The sequence below is a fragment of the Streptomyces sp. NBC_00631 genome, from assembly GCF_045206895.1.
Lineage (GTDB): Bacteria > Actinomycetota > Actinomycetes > Streptomycetales > Streptomycetaceae > Streptomyces.
In genome coordinates, this window is the sequence record NZ_CP107734.1 from 5,073,243 (window position 1) to 5,090,994 (window position 17,752).

The 17,752-nt window shown below is 71.2% G+C and carries 15 protein-coding genes and 1 pseudogene; 5 read left to right on the forward strand and 11 right to left on the reverse strand.

The genetic code is table 11. The annotated features are described in order from the left end of the window. Positions 1-95: 95 nt before the first annotated feature. The 5 genes and pseudogenes from OHB00_RS23145 to OHB00_RS23165 all read right to left on the reverse strand — a co-directional run bounded on the left by OHB00_RS23145 (position 96) and on the right by OHB00_RS23165 (position 7,241). Positions 96-2,270, reverse strand: a complete 2,175-nt coding sequence (locus OHB00_RS23145) for an ABC transporter ATP-binding protein (RefSeq protein ID WP_406437151.1) — start codon at positions 2,268-2,270, stop codon at positions 96-98. 93 nt (positions 2,271-2,363) lie between these two features. Beyond that, on the reverse strand, positions 2,364-2,492 hold the full coding sequence (locus OHB00_RS23150) for a hypothetical protein (RefSeq protein ID WP_388922044.1): 129 nt from the start codon (positions 2,490-2,492) through the stop codon (positions 2,364-2,366). 286 nt (positions 2,493-2,778) lie between these two features. Next, entirely contained in the window at positions 2,779-3,906 is a 1,128-nt protein-coding gene (locus OHB00_RS23155) for a lipid II:glycine glycyltransferase FemX (RefSeq protein ID WP_406437154.1), read from the reverse strand. 127 nt (positions 3,907-4,033) lie between these two features. Then, positions 4,034-4,169, reverse strand: a pseudogene (locus OHB00_RS23160) (nucleotidyltransferase family protein); the annotation flags it as partial. Between the two features lie 54 nt (positions 4,170-4,223). Next, entirely contained in the window at positions 4,224-7,241 is a 3,018-nt protein-coding gene (locus tag OHB00_RS23165) for an FAD-binding and (Fe-S)-binding domain-containing protein (RefSeq protein ID WP_406437156.1), read from the reverse strand. Positions 7,242-7,383: 142 nt separating this feature from the next. On the opposite strand from OHB00_RS23165, the gene serC reads away from it, so the two are divergent. Further along, positions 7,384-8,502 (forward strand): phosphoserine transaminase, encoded by a 1,119-nt coding sequence (serC, locus tag OHB00_RS23170; protein ID WP_406437158.1) that lies wholly within the window; start codon positions 7,384-7,386, stop codon positions 8,500-8,502. A 157-nt stretch (positions 8,503-8,659) separates the two neighbouring features. Next, entirely contained in the window at positions 8,660-9,142 is a 483-nt protein-coding gene (locus OHB00_RS23175; protein ID WP_406437160.1) for a hypothetical protein, read from the forward strand. Positions 9,143-9,196: 54 nt separating this feature from the next. On the opposite strand, the gene OHB00_RS23180 is transcribed toward OHB00_RS23175, so the two are convergent. The 3 genes from OHB00_RS23180 to OHB00_RS23190 form a co-directional block, all read right to left on the reverse strand. Further along, positions 9,197-10,723 carry a cellulase family glycosylhydrolase gene (locus OHB00_RS23180; protein WP_406437162.1) on the reverse strand — a complete coding sequence of 509 codons (1,527 nt, stop codon included), beginning with the start codon at positions 10,721-10,723 and terminating at the stop codon, positions 9,197-9,199. Positions 10,724-10,874: 151 nt separating this feature from the next. Further along, a complete protein-coding gene (locus OHB00_RS23185) occupies positions 10,875-11,387 on the reverse strand; it encodes a hypothetical protein (protein WP_406437164.1) in 513 nt (170 codons plus the stop codon). A 134-nt stretch (positions 11,388-11,521) separates the two neighbouring features. Beyond that, entirely contained in the window at positions 11,522-12,520 is a 999-nt protein-coding gene (locus tag OHB00_RS23190) for a WD40 repeat domain-containing protein (RefSeq protein WP_406437165.1), read from the reverse strand. 94 nt (positions 12,521-12,614) lie between these two features. On the opposite strand from OHB00_RS23190, the gene OHB00_RS23195 reads away from it, so the two are divergent. Then, complete coding sequence (locus OHB00_RS23195; protein WP_406437167.1) at positions 12,615-13,298, forward strand: GDSL-type esterase/lipase family protein; 684 nt, start codon at positions 12,615-12,617, stop codon at positions 13,296-13,298. A 90-nt stretch (positions 13,299-13,388) separates the two neighbouring features. Here the strand turns inward: OHB00_RS23195 and OHB00_RS23200 are convergent, their stop codons facing one another. Beyond that, positions 13,389-13,820, reverse strand: coding sequence for a VOC family protein (locus tag OHB00_RS23200; protein WP_406437169.1), 432 nt, complete (start codon positions 13,818-13,820; stop codon positions 13,389-13,391). Positions 13,821-13,926: 106 nt separating this feature from the next. Between OHB00_RS23200 and OHB00_RS23205 the strand changes: the two genes are divergently transcribed. Next, on the forward strand, positions 13,927-14,919 hold the full coding sequence (locus OHB00_RS23205) for an aldo/keto reductase (protein ID WP_406437171.1): 993 nt from the start codon (positions 13,927-13,929) through the stop codon (positions 14,917-14,919). A gap of 248 nt (positions 14,920-15,167) precedes the next feature. Here the strand turns inward: OHB00_RS23205 and thpR are convergent, their stop codons facing one another. Next, positions 15,168-15,761, reverse strand: coding sequence for an RNA 2',3'-cyclic phosphodiesterase (thpR, locus tag OHB00_RS23210; protein ID WP_406437173.1), 594 nt, complete (start codon positions 15,759-15,761; stop codon positions 15,168-15,170). A gap of 60 nt (positions 15,762-15,821) precedes the next feature. Between thpR and OHB00_RS23215 the strand changes: the two genes are divergently transcribed. Further along, complete coding sequence (locus OHB00_RS23215; protein ID WP_406437175.1) at positions 15,822-16,355, forward strand: GNAT family N-acetyltransferase; 534 nt, start codon at positions 15,822-15,824, stop codon at positions 16,353-16,355. Between the two features lie 42 nt (positions 16,356-16,397). Here OHB00_RS23215 and OHB00_RS23220 read toward each other — a convergent pair whose 3' ends face one another. Continuing rightward, entirely contained in the window at positions 16,398-17,747 is a 1,350-nt protein-coding gene (locus OHB00_RS23220) for an MFS transporter (RefSeq protein WP_406437176.1), read from the reverse strand. Between the last annotated feature and the right edge of the window lie 5 nt (positions 17,748-17,752).

The following is a 17,752-nucleotide window of genomic DNA, read 5'->3' on the forward strand; positions in this document are numbered from 1 at the left end:
TGGAGGATTCTTGAAGATCCCCTGTGCAATAGGTGTGTAACAACACTCATGTGACGGGCACTCACCAGAGTTGCGGCCCGTCCGGGGGCGGCTGCTCAGATGCCGGGCCAGGGCTCCTCGTCGCGGAACAGAGGGAGGCCGTCAGGGAGCGTGGTGGGCACGTTCGCCCTGTAGTCGGCCTCCGCGTAGGTCTCCATGGGGGCTTCGTACATGGGCTGGGGCCATAGTCTCGCGGCCGCGTACACGTCGTAGTCGTACATGTTCCCGTACGGCTGCTGGTAGGCGTACCCACCGTCCCCGCCGCCCTGCGCCGCCGCGTAGGAGGCCTGGGGCACCCCCGCCCCCACGGCGCCTGCCGCCGCTGCGGCGCCGCCCTGTTCCACGAACAGCGGCAGCCGCAGTTCGCCGGTGTCCATCACCGCGTTGTTCTGGGAGCGGTGCAGCCGGGAGTAGGCGCCGCCGCGGGCGAGGAGTTCGTCGTGCCGGCCGCTCTCGACGATACGGCCGCGGTCGACGACGAGGATGCGGTCGGCGTCGGGGGCGAGGTTGAGGTCGTGGGTGATCATGATGGTCGTGCGGCCGGTCATCAGGCGGCGCAGCGGTTTGACGACCCGGCGTGCGGCCATCGCGTCCAGGCCGGTGGTCGGCTCGTCGAGGACGAGGACGGGGGCGTCGCGCAGGATCGCCCGGGCGATGGCCAGGCGCTGGAGCTGACCGCCGGAGAGCCGGGCGGAGTTGGGGTCGACCCTGGTGTCGTAGCCGTCGGGGAGCCGGACGATGAAGTCGTGGGCGTCGGCGGCCTTGGCCGCGTCCTCGATGGCCTGGTCGCTGGCGCCGGGCCGGCCGCAGGCGATGTTGGCCCGGACGGTGTCGTGCAGGACGAGGGTCTCCTGCGGGAGCAGGGTGATGTACTCGCGCAGCCGGGCCAGCGGGAAGTCGCGGAGGGGGACGCCGTCGAGGAGGATCTCGCCGCTGTCGGGGTCGTAGAAGCGGAGCAGCATCTTGGAGACGGTGGACTTGCCGGCGCCGCTGGGGCCGGTGATGATCACGAGTTCGCCGGGGCTGACGGTGAAGGAGAGGCCCTCCAGGGCGGTGCGGTCGGCGCCGGGGTAGCTGAAGCCGACGTCGCGGACCTCGATGGCGCCGTCGGGGCGGCCGGTGTCGGTGCCGGTGCCGCGGCGCGGGTCGCTGACCGACGGCTGCACGTCCAGGATCTCGATCAGCCGTTCCGCGCCCGCCGTGGCGGCGGTGACGGTGAGGCCCAACTGGGCGAGGCCGCGCACCGGCGGGTAGAGGTAGCCGAGGAAGGCGGAGAAGGCGAGGAGCTGGCCGAGGGTCATGCGGCCGGTGGAGATCTCCCAGGCGCCGATGCCGATGACGGCGAGGACGCAGACGGTCTCGATGACCGCGACGAGCTGTTCGTAGGCCTCGTTGAGCCGGGTGGAGCGGACGGAGGCGCGGAACCAGGCGCTCGCCTCCTCGTTCAGGCGGCGGCGCTCGGCGTCGCGGCGGTCGTACGCCTGGGTCAGCACGATGTTGCCGAGGGACTCCTCGACGACGGAGGTGATCGCGCCGTCGGCGACCCGGCCCTGACGCGACACGTCCTTGATGGAGCCGGAGAAGCGGCGGGCGGCCAGCCAGAACAGGGGGGCCAGGACGAAGGTGGCCGCGGCCAGGTCCCAGCGCAGCCAGAACGCGGCGGCCGCGTAGAAGACGGCGCTGAACAGGGCGGACGCGGCGCCGACCAGCCCGGACACGACCATGGTCTCGATGGCCTCGACGTCGCTGGTCAGACGGGAGAGCAGGTCGCCCTGGCGGTGGCGCTGGAAGAAGTGCGGGGGCAGTTGCTGGACGTGGTCGAAGACGTGCTCACGCAGCCGCATGACGAAGCGTTCGGTGACCCAGGCGGCCAGGGAGTTGCCGGCGTACGCGACGATCGCACCGACGACCGCGATGGCCAGCCATTTGCCGGCCGGGCTCCAGAAGGCGCTGAGCGAACCCTTCTGCAGGGCGTGGTCGGTGAGGTCGCCGAAGAGGAGGATGGCCTCGGTCTCGGCGAGCGCGGCGATCACCGTGCACACCCAGACGATCACCAGCCAGCCGCGCAGTCCCCGGGTCAGCGGCCAGAAGCGGCGGAAGGCGACACGGGCCGGGATGGTGGGCGTGTACTCGCCCTCGTACTCGTCGTCGTACTCCTCGTCATCGTCCTCGTGTTTCGAGTCGTCGACTTCGTACTCGTATTCTGCGCCTTCACTCTCCTTCACGCGCATTTCGCACTACCTCCGCTCTCCGACGCTGGAATTACCGAAATACAGGAGCGAAAAAGGACCGACGGCGAACCGTCGGTCCTTTTTACGGCTTACTCAGTTGTCCCGGTCGCCGGGGATGGGCTTGGGGGCCGGCTTCGGCGCGCGCTTCTTCGGCTTCGGCGGCGGCGGGGGCAGCTGCTTCTTGGGCTTGGGGGGCAGCGGGGCGAGCTTCTTGAGGCTCATTCCGACTCCTTGAGAGTTCGAAGTGCAAGTGGTGCGGGATGGTACGAGAATTCTCTCGGGGCAACGTCCGGGGATTTTGGATCGTCATCCTCGGCAATCCCCGCCGCCCGACATCGAAGAACTTACACGGCCCAGTTCCCAAGCAACGGCAAAGTCGGCCCGCAAACGGCAAGCAGGTGCTGTGAATACCTATGTAACGGCTGTATAACGACCCCGAACCTGAGAGTTCTCTTATGAACCTGAGAGCCGGCTTATGAAGCCGGGGCCGGTGAGCCCCGGGCAGGCCTCAGCGGCGGGCCATGTACAGGCCGAACGCCTTGTGGAGCAGCTTGTTGAGCGGGAAGTCCCACTCCCCGAGGTACTCGACGGCCTCGCCGCCGGTCCCCACCTTGAAGCGCAGCAGCCCCAGCAGGTGGTCGGACTCCTCCAGGGTGTCGGTGATGCCCCTGAAGTCGTAGACGGCGGCGCCGAGGTCGTGGGCGTCGCACATCATCCGCCACTGCATGGCGTTGTTGGGCTGGACCTCGCGCTTGCGGCCGGTGGAGGCGCCGTAGGAGTACCAGACGTGGTCGCCGACGGTGAGCATGGTGGCCGCGGCGAGGAGGTCGCCGTCGTGCTGGGCCAGGTAGAGGCGCATGCGGTCGGGGTGCTCGGCGGTGAGCGCGGTCCACATGCGCTGGAAGTAGGACAGGGGGCGCGCGATGAAGCGGTCGCGCTCGGCGGTCTCCGTGTACAGGCCGTAGAAGGCGGGCAGGTCGTCGTATCCGCCCTGTACGACCTTGACCCCGGCCTTCTCCGCCTTCTTGACGTTGCGCCGCCACTGCTGGTTGAGCCCGCGATGGATCTCGTCCAACGACCGCCCGGCGAACGGAACTTGGAACACGTACCGGGGCTGCCCGGCCGCGAAGCCCGCTTCCCCGCCCGGCGCCGCCTGCCGCCACCCCGCCCGGCGCAGCCGGTCGGCGAGGCCGGCGGCACCGGCCTCGTACGACGTCTCCGGGACATCCCGCAGCCGCCGGGCAGCGGGGTCGGCGATGGCCTCCTTCACCGCCTCCGCGCTCCACCGCCGTACGACGACCGGCGGGCCCATCTTCACCGCGAACGCCCCGCGCCCCTTCAGGTACGCCAGCAGGGGGCCGAGCCACCGCTCCGGCTCCGGGTCGTGCCAGTCGATGGCGGGCCCCTCCGGCAGGTACGCCAGATACCGCTTCACCCGGGGCACCGCCCGCAACAGCACCAGCCCGGCCCCGACGACGCGTCCCTCCTCGTCGAACCACCCCAGGCTCTCCGCCTCCCAGTCGGGCTTCACCTCGCCCCAGGACGGCAGCTGCATATGACTGACGGAGGGACGGGAGCCGACGAAGGCGAGGTGCTCGGCGCGGGAGACGGGCCGGAGGCTGAGGGCTGATGTCATGGGCTGGGGGCTCCTGGGGTTCCTGTTCTCGGACCGGTGGCACGTCAAGAACAACAGACACCCCCCTCCCGAACCCTTTCGCACAGTTCGCAAAGCGTGTCGCCTACGGCCACCCCAGGACGGTCGGTCGACGCGTACGGCGGGCAGGGCACCCCGAACTTCTCCTCGTACCAGAGATGCACCCGGGCCTCGTTGCGGATCTCGACCTCGGCCGCCACCCCGGCGAACACCTCCCGCCCCCGCCGCATCACCCGGTCCTCGGCCGCCCTGGCCGCCCACGACTCCTTCGTCCCGGACGCCCGCGAGGCCCTCGACCGCTACCGCCGCCTGGACACCTGGTGGTCCAGCCCTTCCGCCAGCACCTCCGCCAGATGTCTCCCCCGTACCCCCGCCAGTTGTTCCAGCTGGGTCCGGCAGGAGTAGCCGTCGGCCAGGATCAGCGTGTCCGGTTCGGCTTCCCGTACCGCCGGCAGGAGTTGTTCCTCCGCGCAGGTCTTCGACACCTCGAAGTGGCCCTTCTCGAAGCCGAAGTTGCCGGCCAGGCCGCAGCAGCCGCCGACGAGGTCGCCGGTGAGGGCGGCGGCCGCGCGCAGGCGGCGGTCGGGGGCGTCGCCCAGTACCGCGTGCTGGTGGCAGTGGGTCTGACCGGTGACCGGACGGTCCAGGTGGGGCGGGGTCCAGCCGGGGGCCAGGCGTTCCAGTGCCTCCGCGAAGGTGAGCACTCTCGCGGCGAGGCGGGCCGCCCGGGGGTCGTCCGGGAGCAGCTCCGGCAGGTCGGCGCGGAGGGCGGCGGCGCAGCTGGGCTCCAGGACGACGAACGGGGGCGGGTACGGGAACTCGTCGTCCGGCTCCGGCTCCGCGCCCCCCTCCGCCTCCAGGTCCAGGTCCACGTCCACGTCCGCGTCCGCGTCCGAAGGCAGCAGCAACGGCTCCAGCAGGTCCAGCGTCCGGCGCAACACCGCGCGGGCCCGGTCCAGTTGGCCCGTAGAGAGGTACGTGAGGCCGCAGCACGCGCGGGTCCGGCGGATCCCCCAGGGGAACACGCCCATGCCCCGCACCTCGCCGTCGGGCGACCGCGACACCTTCCACGGCCGGGTCGGCAGTGCCATGACGCCCACGCCCGCCGCCTCCAGGACCCGTACGGCGGCTCGGCCCACGGACGGTGACAGGTACTCCGTGAAGGTGTCCGGCCACAGGAAGGCCAGCCGCTTCGGGAGCTCCGGCCGCCGTCCCGCCCGCGCCTGGGCCCGCCACTCCCGCAGCCGCCCGCGCTCCCGTCGCCGCTCCCACCGGCTGAAGGGCTCCGCCGCGAGGCGCGGGATCCGCCGCTGCGGTGCGATGCCGCCGAGGTGTCCGGCGAGCGATGCCAGGGGGCGTACCCGGGCGAGTACGTTGACGAGGGCCGCCGTGCGGGTGCGGGCCACCAGGCGCAGCCACCTCGGCAGCCACCCCATGCTGTAGTGGGCCGCCGGGCGGCGCCGGCCCGCGTAGTGGTGGTGCAGGAACTCCGCCTTGTACGTCGCCATGTCCACCCCGACCGGGCAGTCCGACCGGCAGCCCTTGCAGGACAGGCAGAGGTCGAGGGCGTCCCGGACCTCCGTGGAGCGCCAGCCGTCCGTCACCAGTTCGCCCGCCAGCATCTCGTGCAGCAGCCGGGCCCGGCCGCGGGTCGAGTGCTCCTCCTCGCCGGTCGCCCGGAAGGACGGGCACATGACCGAGGCGCCGCCCGTCTCGGTCGTACGGCACTTCGCCACGCCCACGCAGCGGCGGACCGCGGCCGAGAAGTCGCCGCCGTCGGCCGGGTAGCCGAAGGCCACGGGCACCGGCTCCCGGGGCAGGACGGCGAAGCGGAGGTTCGCGTCCAGGGGGGCGGGCCGGACCAGCATGCCGGGGTTCAGGAGGCCGTCGGGGTCCCAGATACCCTTCGCCCGTTCGAAGAGCGTCACCAGCTCGTCCCCGTACATCTTCGGGAGGAGTTCCGCCCGCGCCTGGCCGTCCCCGTGCTCCCCGGACAGGGAGCCGCCGTGCGCCACCACCACGTCCGCCAGCTCCTCCGAGAAGCGGCGGAAGCGGGCCACGCCCGCCTCGCTCAGCAGGTCGAAGTCGATACGGACGTGGATGCAGCCGTCGCCGAAGTGGCCGTACGGCGTGCCCCGCAGGTCGTGGGCGGTCAGCAGGGCACGGAAGTCCCTCAGGTACGCGCCCAGGCGGGCCGGCGGTACCGCGCAATCCTCCCAGCCCGGCCATGCCTCGCTGCCGTCCGGCATCCGCGTCGCCGTACCGGAGGCGTCCTCGCGGATGCGCCAGAGCGCCCGTTGGGCGGTGGTGCCGGTGACGACCAGCGCGTCGAGGACGTCCGCCGCCCCGACGATCGTCTCCGCACGTGCGCGTGCCTCGGCCGCCGTCTCCCCGCCCGTCTCGACGAACAGCCAGGCACCGCCCCGGGGCAGTCGGGCCGGGGCCGGCACCAGGTCGGCCGCCATGCCCTCCACCGTCAGCGGCGCGAAGGCCAGCAGCCCCGCCGCCGCGTCCGCCGCCGCGCTCTCGTCGGCGTACCCGAGCACCGCGAGCGCACGCGCGCGTGGCGCCGCCACGAGTCGTACGGTCGCCTCCGTGAGGATCCCGAGCGTGCCCTCGCTGCCGCAGAAGGACCGGGCGACGTCCGCGCCCCGCTCGGGGAGGAGGGCGTCCAGGGCGTAGCCGGAGATCCGGCGGGGCAGGTCCGGGAAGCCGGTGCGAAGCCGGGCCAGGTCCCCGGCCACCAGTTCCCGCAGGCCTCGCGGCGCCCCGGCCCAGTCCCGGCCCAGCCGCAGCCGCCGGCCCCGCGCGGTGATCACGTCCAGCTCCCGGACGCTGTCCGCCGTCGTGCCCCAGGCCACGCTGTGCGAGCCGCAGGAGTTGTTGCCGATCATCCCACCGAGCGTGCAGCGGCCATGGGTGGAGGGATCCGGGCCGAAGCGCAGGCCGTGCGGGGCGGCGGCCTCCTGGAGCCGGTCCAGGACCAGCCCCGGCTGGACCACCGCCGTACGCCCGTCCGGGTCGAGTGCGAGCAGGCGGTTCATGTGCCGGGTGAAGTCCAGCACCACTCCGGTGCCCGTCGCCTGCCCCGCGATCGACGTGCCGCCGCCCCGGGCGACCACCGGCACACCGTGGGTCCGGCACACCTCCAGTACGGCCGCCACGTCGTCCGCGTCCCGAGGGGCCACCACCCCGGCCGGAACCCGCCGGTAGTTGGACGCGTCCATGGTGACCAGGGCCCGGGACGTGACATCGAAACCGACCTCACCGCGGACGGCGCCCCGCAGTTCCGTCTCGAATTCCGCGAATTCCGACATACGTCCACTCAACCAGCCCCCGCGGCGTTTGAGGACAGGCCCGCCGCCCGGGCCGGAGCAGGAGGCGGGCCCGTCCCGCGCACGCGTCTCACCCGACGGACGAGGTTTCGCCCAGGTTTCCTCCACCGGCTAACCTCACCCCGTGGCTGACATCCAGATCCCCGCTGACATCAAGCCCGCCGACGGACGCTTCGGCGCGGGCCCCTCCAAGGTGCGGACGGAAGCGCTGGACGCGCTGGCCGCCACCGGAACCTCCCTGATGGGCACCTCCCACCGCCAGGCCCCGGTGAAGAACCTGGTCGGCCAGGTCCGCGAGGGCATCAGCGCCCTGTTCTCCCTCCCGGACGGCTACGAGGTCGTCCTCGGCAACGGCGGCTCCACCGCCTTCTGGGACGTCGCCACCCACGGTCTGATCGACAACAAGTCGCAGCACCTCAATTTCGGCGAGTTCTCGTCCAAGTTCGCCAAGGCGGCCAAGCTCGCCCCCTGGCTGGCCGAGCCCACCGTCATCGCCTCCGACCCGGGCACCCACCCGGAGCCGCGGGCCGAGGCCGGCGTCGACGTGTACGCCTTCACGCACAACGAGACCTCGACCGGTGTCGCCATGCCGATCAGGCGGGTCGCGGGTGCCGACGAGGGCGCGCTCGTCCTCGTGGACGCCACGAGCGGCGCGGGCGGCCTCCCGGTCGACGTCGCCGAGACCGACGTCTACTACTTCGCCCCGCAGAAGTCCTTCGCCTCCGACGGCGGCCTGTGGATCGGCGTCTTCTCCCCCGCCGCGATCGAGCGCGCCGAGCGCGTCCACGCGTCCGGCCGCCACGTCCCGGAGTTCTTCAGCCTGCCCACGGCGATCGACAACTCCCGCAAGAACCAGACGTACAACACCCCGGCCCTCGCCACCCTCTTCCTGCTCAACCAGCAGCTGGAGTGGCTCAACGGGCAGGGCGGCCTCGCCTTCTCCACGGCCCGCACGAAGGACTCCTCGACCCGCCTGTACACCTGGGCGGAGGAGTCGAAGTACGCCACCCCGTTCGTCTCAGAACCGGCCAAGCGCTCGCAGGTCATCGGCACGATCGACTTCGCCGACGAGATCGACGCGGCCGCCGTCGCCAAGGCGCTGCGCGCCAACGGGATCGTCGACACCGAGCCCTACCGCAAGCTCGGCCGCAACCAGCTGCGCGTCGCGATGTTCCCTGCGATCGACCCCGCGGACGTCGAGGCGCTCACCAAGTGCATCGACTACGTGATCGAGAAGCTGTAGGGCAGGCGCAACTCCCGTAACAAGCTGCTGGTTTACGCGGAAGGCATGATCAAGGCAAAGCCTTCCGCGGCCCGTTGAGTCTCCTTCGTCGCACACCGGACACTATGTGCCCCATGCGCCCTTGCCGGGCCGTGCGCCGAAGGAGATCCACGCGTACATGAACAGACCGATACCTGGCACCGTCGAGGTCGCGGTGCGCCACATCCTCAGCGACAAGGTGACGGGCTTCCTCGTCCGTACCCGCCGCATGACCTGGAAGGACAACGTCTTCCGGGTACGCCGTCCGCAGGCCGGCAAGCAGACCGTGGAGCTCACCTGCCCCGTCTGTGACGCCTCCCTGCTGGCCGAGGTCCGCACCGAGGCCCGTACCCGGCGCACCAGGATCGTCCTGCGCACCCTGGCCGCCCTCTGCGTGATCGTCTTCTTCGCGGCCCTCGCCTACACCATCCACGAGGGCGGCAAGACCCTGCCCGAAGGCCAGTCGCTGCCGACCCTGTTCCCCGTCAGCGTCGTCTCGGTCTTCGTCACGTTCGCCATCACTCCCGCGCTCTTCATCCACAGCCGTGTGTACAACGGCGTCAGCCTGCTGGACGCGCCCAAACCACGCCGTGTGCACGGACTCAGGCCGGTGAAGGACTGAGCACCGGGAAGACGAGGGGCGCCCGGTGACCGGCACCGGGCGCCCTGTTCTCTGTCACGTCGCCGCGCAGCTCACGCTCGGCACTCCCCCGCCGCCCGGCGCGCCCCCGAACCCGAAGCTCGCCGAACCGCCCGCCGGCACCGCCCCGTTGTGCGCGGCGTTCACCGCGGTGACCGTCTCGCCGTTCTGGGTGTACGACGCGTTCCACATGGTGGTCACCTGCTGCGACCCGCTCCACGTCCAGGTCACCCTCCATGAACTGAGCGCGGTGGACCCGGTGTTGGTGACCGTCACGTCCGCGTTGAACCCGCTTCCCCAGTCGCTGCTGACGGCGTAGGAGGCCGAGCAGGAAGCAGCCGTACCGCCACCACCGCTTCCGCCACCACCGCCACTGCTCGGGAACAACGGCGCCTTGATGCTCGCCAGATACCCGTCCTTCACCGTGTCCACGGTCACCCAGTCGTCCTTCAGGATCCCGCCGGTGTCACCGGAGTTGGGGTTCCAGGACCAGAAGGTCCACTGGAAGGAGTCGGCACCGTACGCCGACGTCGGCCGCAGGTAACCCACCAGCGCGGCCAGCCACTTCTGGTCCACCGTCGAGGCGAGCGTGGTACCGAACTCGCCGACCCACACGGGCGCGATGTTCTGCTTGAAGATGTAGCCCCAGTACGAGTCCCACACCCCCGGCATGTTGGCGGGGAAGGTGGGATCGCTGAACCAGCTCTGCTGGGCCACGCTGGTGGCGTAGTCATGGGCGGAGTACACCACCCGGTTCGGCACGGACAGCTGCACCGGATACTGGCCGACGCCCATCAGGTTGCCGCCCCACCAGCCCGAGACGCCGTTGTACGTCTGCACGCCCTCGACGAAGACCAGCAGGTCGGGGTTGACGGACAGCACGGCGTTCCCGCCGCGCTGGGCGGCCAGCCGCCAGTCGATGGAGGCGTCCCCGCAGCCCCAGCAGGCGGGATCGTGGGGCTCGTTGTGCAGGTCGATGCCGATGACGGTCGGGTCGGCCGCGTACCGCGCCGCGAGCGCCTTCAGGTCGGCGATCCAGGTCGACTCCGGGACGGACGAGGTGTACCAGAGCGCCGACTGGCCGCCGGCGTCCGGCCGGTGCCGGTCGAGGATGACCTTGAGTCCGTCCTGCCCGGCGTAGGCCACGATCCTGTCCATCACCTGGAGCGAGTTCAGGCCCTGCAGGTCGGTGTTCTTGCCGTTGCTGAAGTCGATGCTGTCGGGGACGGTGGTGCTCTTGAAGATGTCGTCGCTGTAGGGGAGCCGGATGGTGTTGTAGCCCAGCGACCTCATCTGGTCGATCATGCTCTTGTAGTCGCGTGACCAGAGGCCGTGCACCACGTGGTTGGCGGTCTCGAAGCCGAACCAGTTGATCCCTGCGACGCGGACCGGCTGCCCGGCCGCGTCCAGGATCTGCCGGCCGCTGGTGTGCCAGTAGCCGGCGCCGGGGGCGTCCGCCGCGTGCGCGGAGTCCGTCGCGCCGGCGAGACCGGCGAAGAGGGGCAGGAGGAGCGCGGCGGCGACAGCACACAGCGCTCTTCGCGGGCTGCGTAAGCGGAACATGTGCCTGTTCCTCTCGGAGTTCCACTGGGAGGCGCGGCCCCGGAACATGATGGGAGCGCTCCCATATACCGCGCACCTCCCAGGAAACTGAGACACCGTCATCACGTCAAGACGTACGGCAGCCCGGTCCGCCCCGCGTCGGGGTGCGGGGTCAGCCGACCGTGGCGGTGACGGAGTTGATCGCACCGGTCGACGTGACGACGGCCGTCACCGTGCCGGGCTGGACCCGGCTGGGCGTCCCGGTGGGCGGGACCAGCACGAAGGCCGGCTTGACGTTGAGCGTCGTGGTCGCCGCCGCCGAGAAGGGGGCGCTGATCCGCTGGGCGCCGACGAGGTAGTACTTCCGGTTGCTGGGGACGCCGGTGGCGGTGATGTCGTCCAGGCTGCCGATGATCTGGGCGGTGCCGCCGCCGGTGGCGGCGGGGAGGGTGACGACGGTGACGTCGACGGTGCCCTTGATGTGGACCGTCTCGCCCGGTACGGCGAAGCTGCCGTCGATCGGCACGCTCACCGACCGGAACTGCGGGAGGGCGGCGGCTGCGGCCCGGACCGTCCGGGCGGGCGCGGCGGCCGTGGCGGGGACGGCGGTGGCGGGGACGGCCAGGCCCAGGGCTGCCGTGAGCAGGCAGACGTTCCCGGCCAGGCGCAGGGTGTCGCGGCGCATGGGTGCTCCAGATTCCGTGCAGCGGGACCCGATCGCCTGTTGCCGCCCCCGTCCCGCGGGACCTTTCCCAGCCTGCACGGACCGGCGCGCCGCCGCCGCGCCGGTGACCCGGGCGGGTGACGCACGCAGCGGGATCAGTGACGGCGCGTGGACGGGCGGCGCAGCCGCCGCAGCCCGAAGAGGGCGAGCACGGCGACCCCGAGGACGACGGCGCCGACCTTGGCCCCGCCCCCCACGGATCCGCTGTCGTCCTTGCTCGCGGCCGCCGAACTCCCGCCACCCGACGGCGACGCCTTGCCCGATCCCCCGGGCACGTCCTCGGCCTGCACCGGGCTGTCGGCACCCTCGCTGCCGTACATCAGCTTGGTCCCGTCGGCGGAGTAGCTGACCGACTCGCCCTGCTTCTGGAGCGGCACGTCGAGCCGCCCCTCGCGCTTGATCCTGCCGCCGTTCCAGGCGTAGTAGATGCCGCCGAAGTAGCCACGTACGGCGAGCTGCGTGCCGTCGGGCGAGAAGGCGGCGTCGGTGGCCCAGAGGTCGACGGCGGCGATGGGCCTGAAGATGTTGGTACCCGTCGGGGAAAGGGTCGCCGGGCCCTCGTAGAGATGCCCGCCGTCCTCCTTCTTGTCGATGATGTACACCCGCCCGGTCCTGGGCTGGACGATCAGTGACTCGGCGTTCCGGGCGCCGTTCGAGTACTTGACGACGTACTGCGTGGCCCGGACGGTCTGGTCGACCAGTTTCTTCGGCTCGGGCAGCCGGTAGATCCAGACGTACGGCCAGCTGCCGTCGAGGTTGTCGCCGATGTCGCCCACGTAGATCTGGTTGCCGGGGCCGATGGAGATGGCCTCGACGTCCCGGGGCGTGCCGACCCCGCTGAGCGTGATCCTCGCGACGGTCTTGCCGGTCGCGCTGTCGACGGCGTAGATGTACGGTCCGTCGCCGCTGTCGTTGTGCGTCCAGTAGATGCCGGGGTGCAGGTGGGAGGCGGCGAGACCGCTGGACTCGGCGATGCGCGGGTCCTTGATCGTGAACCCCTTGTCGCCGGTGCCGTCGGCGGCGGAGGCGGGCGCGGCGGCGAGGGCACCTGTGAGCAGGACACCGGCGAGGAGGGCGAGCGATCGTGGACGCATGGGCCCAAGCCTGCCATCCCGCGCTGTGTTCGATCGCGGGGGACGTGTCGGTCCTCACACCCCACCCCTCTGCTTGATCGTCCATCATGAGCGGATGCTCAGGTTCATGCCCGTCGGGGACTCGATGACGATCGGCAGCGCGGGCGAGCACACATGGCGGTACCGCATGTGGCAGCACCTGTGCGGGACGTACGGCGGCCCGTCCACGCTGGTCGGCCCCCGCGAGACGCTGTACGACAAGCGGGCCGAGGCGCCCGTCTCGCACGCCTACGCCGACCCCGCCTTCCCGCGCGCCCACCTGGCCGGCTGGGGCGAGGGCTGGCTGCACATGGCACCGCTGATCGGGGAGGCGGTGCGCTCCTGCCGCGCCGACGTCCTGCTCGTCTCCCTCGGCCTGATCGACCTGGGCTTCTACACGAACGCGGAGCAGACGGCGGCGAACGTACGGGCCTTCGTCGCGAACGCGCGGGAGGCCAACGCCGGCATCCACATGGTGCTGCTGCCGGTGATCCGGAACATCCGGGCCGCGTCGGACGAGCCGTTCGCGGAACAGGTGACCCTCTTCAACGAACTGCTGGCCAAGGCGGCGGCCGACCTGGACGAGCCCCGCTCCCCGATCCTCATGGCCTCGCTCCCGGCCTCGTACGACATCCACACCGACACCTACGACGGCACCCACCCGAACGCGAGCGGCGAACACCGGATCGCTGAGGCGTTCGCGGAGGCGATGCGGCAGGGGTGGGGACTGGGCGACGAGTACCGGGCCGGAACGGACTGACCGGATTCCGCCGTTGCCCGGTCACCGTGCGTATCGTTGGACCGCGCGGCCGCACTCGTGCGGAGAGCGGCCGGGCTGGGGGGCCGGGCCTCAGTCGATGCAGAACTCGTTGCCCTCGATGTCCTGCATCACGATGCAGGAATCGTCGCCGCCGTCGTACAGGAGCCGCACGCGTACCGCGCCGAGCGGGAGCAGCCGGGCGCACTCGGCCTCCAGCGCGGCCAGGCGTTCCTCACCCACGAGACCGGTGCCGACCCGCACATCGAGATGCACCCGGTTCTTGACGACCTTCCCCTCGGGAACGCGCTGGAAGTACAGCCTCGGACCCACCCCCGACGGATCGACGCAGGCGGACCACGATCCCCGCTCCTCCGGCGGCTGTGCCCGGTCATAGTCGTCCCAGGTGGTGAACCCCTTTGGCGGCGGCGGCACTTCGTACCCCAGCACCTCGCACCAGAAGCGGGCGACGCGCTCGGGTTCCGCACAGTCGAAGGTGACCTGGAACTTCTTGATCGATGGCATCGGCGCACCCTAGCAGGGCCGCTGTCGGCGCACCGGCACGGCGGAGCGAACCGACGCCCCGTACTCGCTTGCCTAGAGCGCACTCCACGCCGTTGGCTTGGTGACCATGAAGTACACGCAGCTCGGACGTACCGGACTCAAGGTCAGCCGACTCGTTCTCGGCACCATGAACTTCGGCCCGCAGACCGACGAGGCCGACAGTCATGCGATCATGGACGCGGCGCTCGGCGCCGGCATCAACTTCTTCGACACCGCCAACGTGTACGGGTGGGGTGAGAACAAGGGGCGGACCGAGGAGATCATCGGCAACTGGTTCGCCAAGAGCCCCGCCCACCGCGACAAGGTCGTGCTCGCCACCAAGGTGTACGGCAACATGGCCGCCGACGGCGAGGCGTGGCCCAACCACGACAAGCTCTCCGCCCTGAACATCCGGCGGGCCGTGGACGCCAGCCTCAGGCGGCTGCAGACCGACTACATCGACGTCTACCAGTTCCACCACGTCGACCGCCGGACCCCCTTCGAGGAGATCTGGCAGGCGATCGACACCCTCGTCACGCAGGGGAAGATCCTCTACGTCGGCTCCTCCAACTTCCCCGGGTACAAGATCGCCCAGGCCAACGAGATCGCCGCCCGGCGCGGCGGGACCATCGGGCTGGTCAGCGAGCAGTGCCTCTACAACCTCGCCGAGCGCCGTGCCGAGATGGAGGTCGTCCCGGCCGCGCAGGAGTACGGCCTCGGGGTCATCCCCTGGTCGCCGCTGCACGGTGGGCTGCTCGGCGGCGTGATCAAGAAGGAGGTCGAGGGCGGGCGCCGGGCCAGTGGCCGGGCCGCCGACTCCCTCGCCAACACCACCCTCCGCGCCCAGGTCCAGGCCTACGAGGACCTGCTGGACAAGCACGGCGTGGAGCCCGGCGAGGCCGCCCTGGCCTGGCTGCTGACGCGTCCGGGAGTGACCGGCCCGATCGTCGGCCCGCGGACCGCCGAGCAGCTGGAGTCGGCGCTGAGGGCGGTGGACCTTGAGCTGAGCGAGGAGCTGCTGGCGGGCCTGGACGAGATCTTCCCGGGCCCGGGTCCCTCCCCGGAGGCCTTCGCCTGGTAAGCGCCCCGCAGGGGCGCGGGGAACTGCGCGACCAGCCACCGACTGCCCGCAGCCGACATCGGCGGCCGCAGTTCCCCGTCGGCCCTCACCTCATCGCAGAAGCCACCGCGACGACGACGAACAACAACACAAGCGCACCGGCCATGATCCGGTTCCGGGTCTTCGGGTCCACGGCAACGAGCCTAACCGCCCGCCCTGGGGACCCGTCCGGCGGATCCCGCCGCTGGCGCATGGCTCACCGGCGCCGATCAGGTACCGCCGGTTTCCGGCACCCCGGCCGGCCCCAGCCCCCAGCGGGCGACCACCTCGTACCGCGGCTGTTCCCCCGGCACCCCGGACGTCGGCAGACTGCTCCGCACCAGCGCCAGCTCCCCGACCGTCCAGGTCCGGCTCGTGAACTCCGCGAGCAGCGCGACGTACGGCCCTGCCGCCACCGCGTCCCGGCTGCGGGCCACCGTCAGGTGGGCCTTGTAGCGGCGGTGCTCCGCCATCGGCAGACCGGCCTTCCTGGCCGCCGCCTCCGCGCGGTCGGCCAGCAGGCGGAGGGTGTCCAGATCGCCGTCGGCGCCCGCCCACAGGGCCCTGCCGTGCCCGAACTGCCCGCCGCCCGCGACGGACAGTTCGAACGGCGGGGTGCGGTGGGCGGCGCGGGCCAGGCGGTCCGACAGGGCCGGTACGACGTCGTCGTCCACCTCGCCGTAGAACGCGAGCGTGTAGTGCCAGCCGGGGCGACCGGTCCAGCGCAGCTCCTCCGCGCCCGGCAGCCGCCGCAACCGGTCGACCTCGGCGGCGAGTTCGGCGACCACCTCCGGCGGGGGCAGCACGGCTGCGAAGAGTCTCATGGGGGCAACCCTGCCAAAAAAACGCTTGCGTACGGGACGTTCGACGGCGTGAATCGCTGCATGGAGAGCGACGGGAAGATCAGGATCCGGGACGGCCGCGTCGATGACATCCCGGTGGTTCTCGGGATGTTCGACAGTGCCGTCGCGTGGTTGGTGGCTCAGGGCCGGACCCGCCAGTGGGGGGTCACCCCGTGGTCGGAGAATCCGAAGGCCGTGGAGATGATCACCCGGTACTTCACCGGGGGCAGCCCGTACATAGCCGAGTACGACGGTGTACCGGCCGCCACCCTCACCGTCACCGACTCGCCCGGCCCCTACCTGACGCCCGCGGACGAACCCGAGCGGTACATCCACATCCTGGCCTCGGACCGCCGGTTCAAGGGCACCGGCGTCGGCGCCGCGCTGCTCGCCCACGCGGCCGCGGAGACCTGCCGGGCCGGGATCTCGCTGCTGCGGGTCGACTGCTACGCGGGCGACGACCGCAAGCTGGTCGCCTTCTACGAGAGCAACGGCTTCACCGCGACCGAGTCCTTCACCGTCGGCGTGCCGGGCGACGACGCCTGGCCGGGACAGGTACTGGCCCGGAGGCTGTAGTCACGGCCTGCCTCCGGGCCGGTCGCCATGCGGGTGCGTGGGTCACGCGGCCGGTGCGAGCTGTTCCTGCTGTTCTCTCGGCACGAAGCGGACCCGTGGGTGGCCGCCGTGCCAGCCGACGGACAGGCGGAGGTTGCCGACGCGGGCCAGGACCAGGCCGATGACGACGGCGGCGGCCGCGGCGATCGTGCCGCCGACGGCGAGGCCCGCGCGGACGCCGTACGCGTCCGTGATCCAGCCGGCGATGGGCGCGCCGATGGGCGAGCCGCCCATGAAGACCATCATGTAGAGGGCCATCACCCGCCCTCGCATGGCCGGGTCGGTGCCCATCTGGACGGTGGTGTTGGCGGTGACGTTGACGGTCATCCCGAACATGCCGATGGGGACCATGAGGAGCGAGAACAGCCAGAGGGAGGGCGCGGTCGCGGCCACCACTTCCAGGCCGCCGAAGGCGACCGCCGCCGCGAGCATCACCCGTAGCTTGGCGGTGCCGCGCCGGGCCGCGAGCAGGGCGCCGGCCAGGGAGCCGACCGCCATCAGGGTGTTGAAGAGGCTGTAGGAGCCGGCGCCCGCGTGGAAGACGTCGTCCGCGAAGGCGGAGAGGTAGACGGGGAAGTTGAAGCCGAAGGTGCCGATGAACCCGATCAGGATGATCGTCCAGGTCAGGTCCGGGCGCCCGGCGACATAGCGCAGGCCCTCCCGCAGCTGGCCCTTCCCTCTCGGCGCGCGCTCGACGACGTGCAGCTCACGCCCCCGCATCAGCACCAGACCGACGAGGGGGGCGACGAAGGACAGGCCGTTGAAGAGGAACGCCCAGCCGGTGCCCACTCCGGTGATCATGAGGCCGGCGACGGCCGGGCCGACCAGACGGGCGGACTGGAAGTTCGCGGAGTTCAGGCTGACCGCGTTCTGCAGCTGGTCCGGGCCGACCATCTCGGAGACGAAGGACTGGCGGGCCGGGTTGTCGACGACCGTGGCGAGGCCGACGACGAAGGCGGCGAGGTAGACGTGCCAGACCTGGACATGGCCGGAGAGGGTCAGCAGCGCCAGCGCGATGCCGGTGAGGGCCATCGAGGTCTGGGTGACGAGGAGGGCCCGGCGCTTGTTCAGGCGGTCGACCAGGACCCCGCCGTAGAGGCCGAAGAGCAGCATCGGCAGGAACTGCAGGGCGGTGGTGACGCCGACGGCGGTCGCGGAGCCGGTGAGGCTGAGGACCAGCCAGTCCTGCGCGATGCGCTGCATCCAGGTGCCGATGTTCGAGACGACCTGGCCGGCGAAGAACAGCCGGTAGTTCCTGACCTTCAGCGAGCTGAACATCGAGGACCTGCGGGCTGCGGGGGTAGTAGGGGCGGTCGGTGCGGGGGCGGAAGGTGTTCCGGGTCCCGTACTCAAACGGA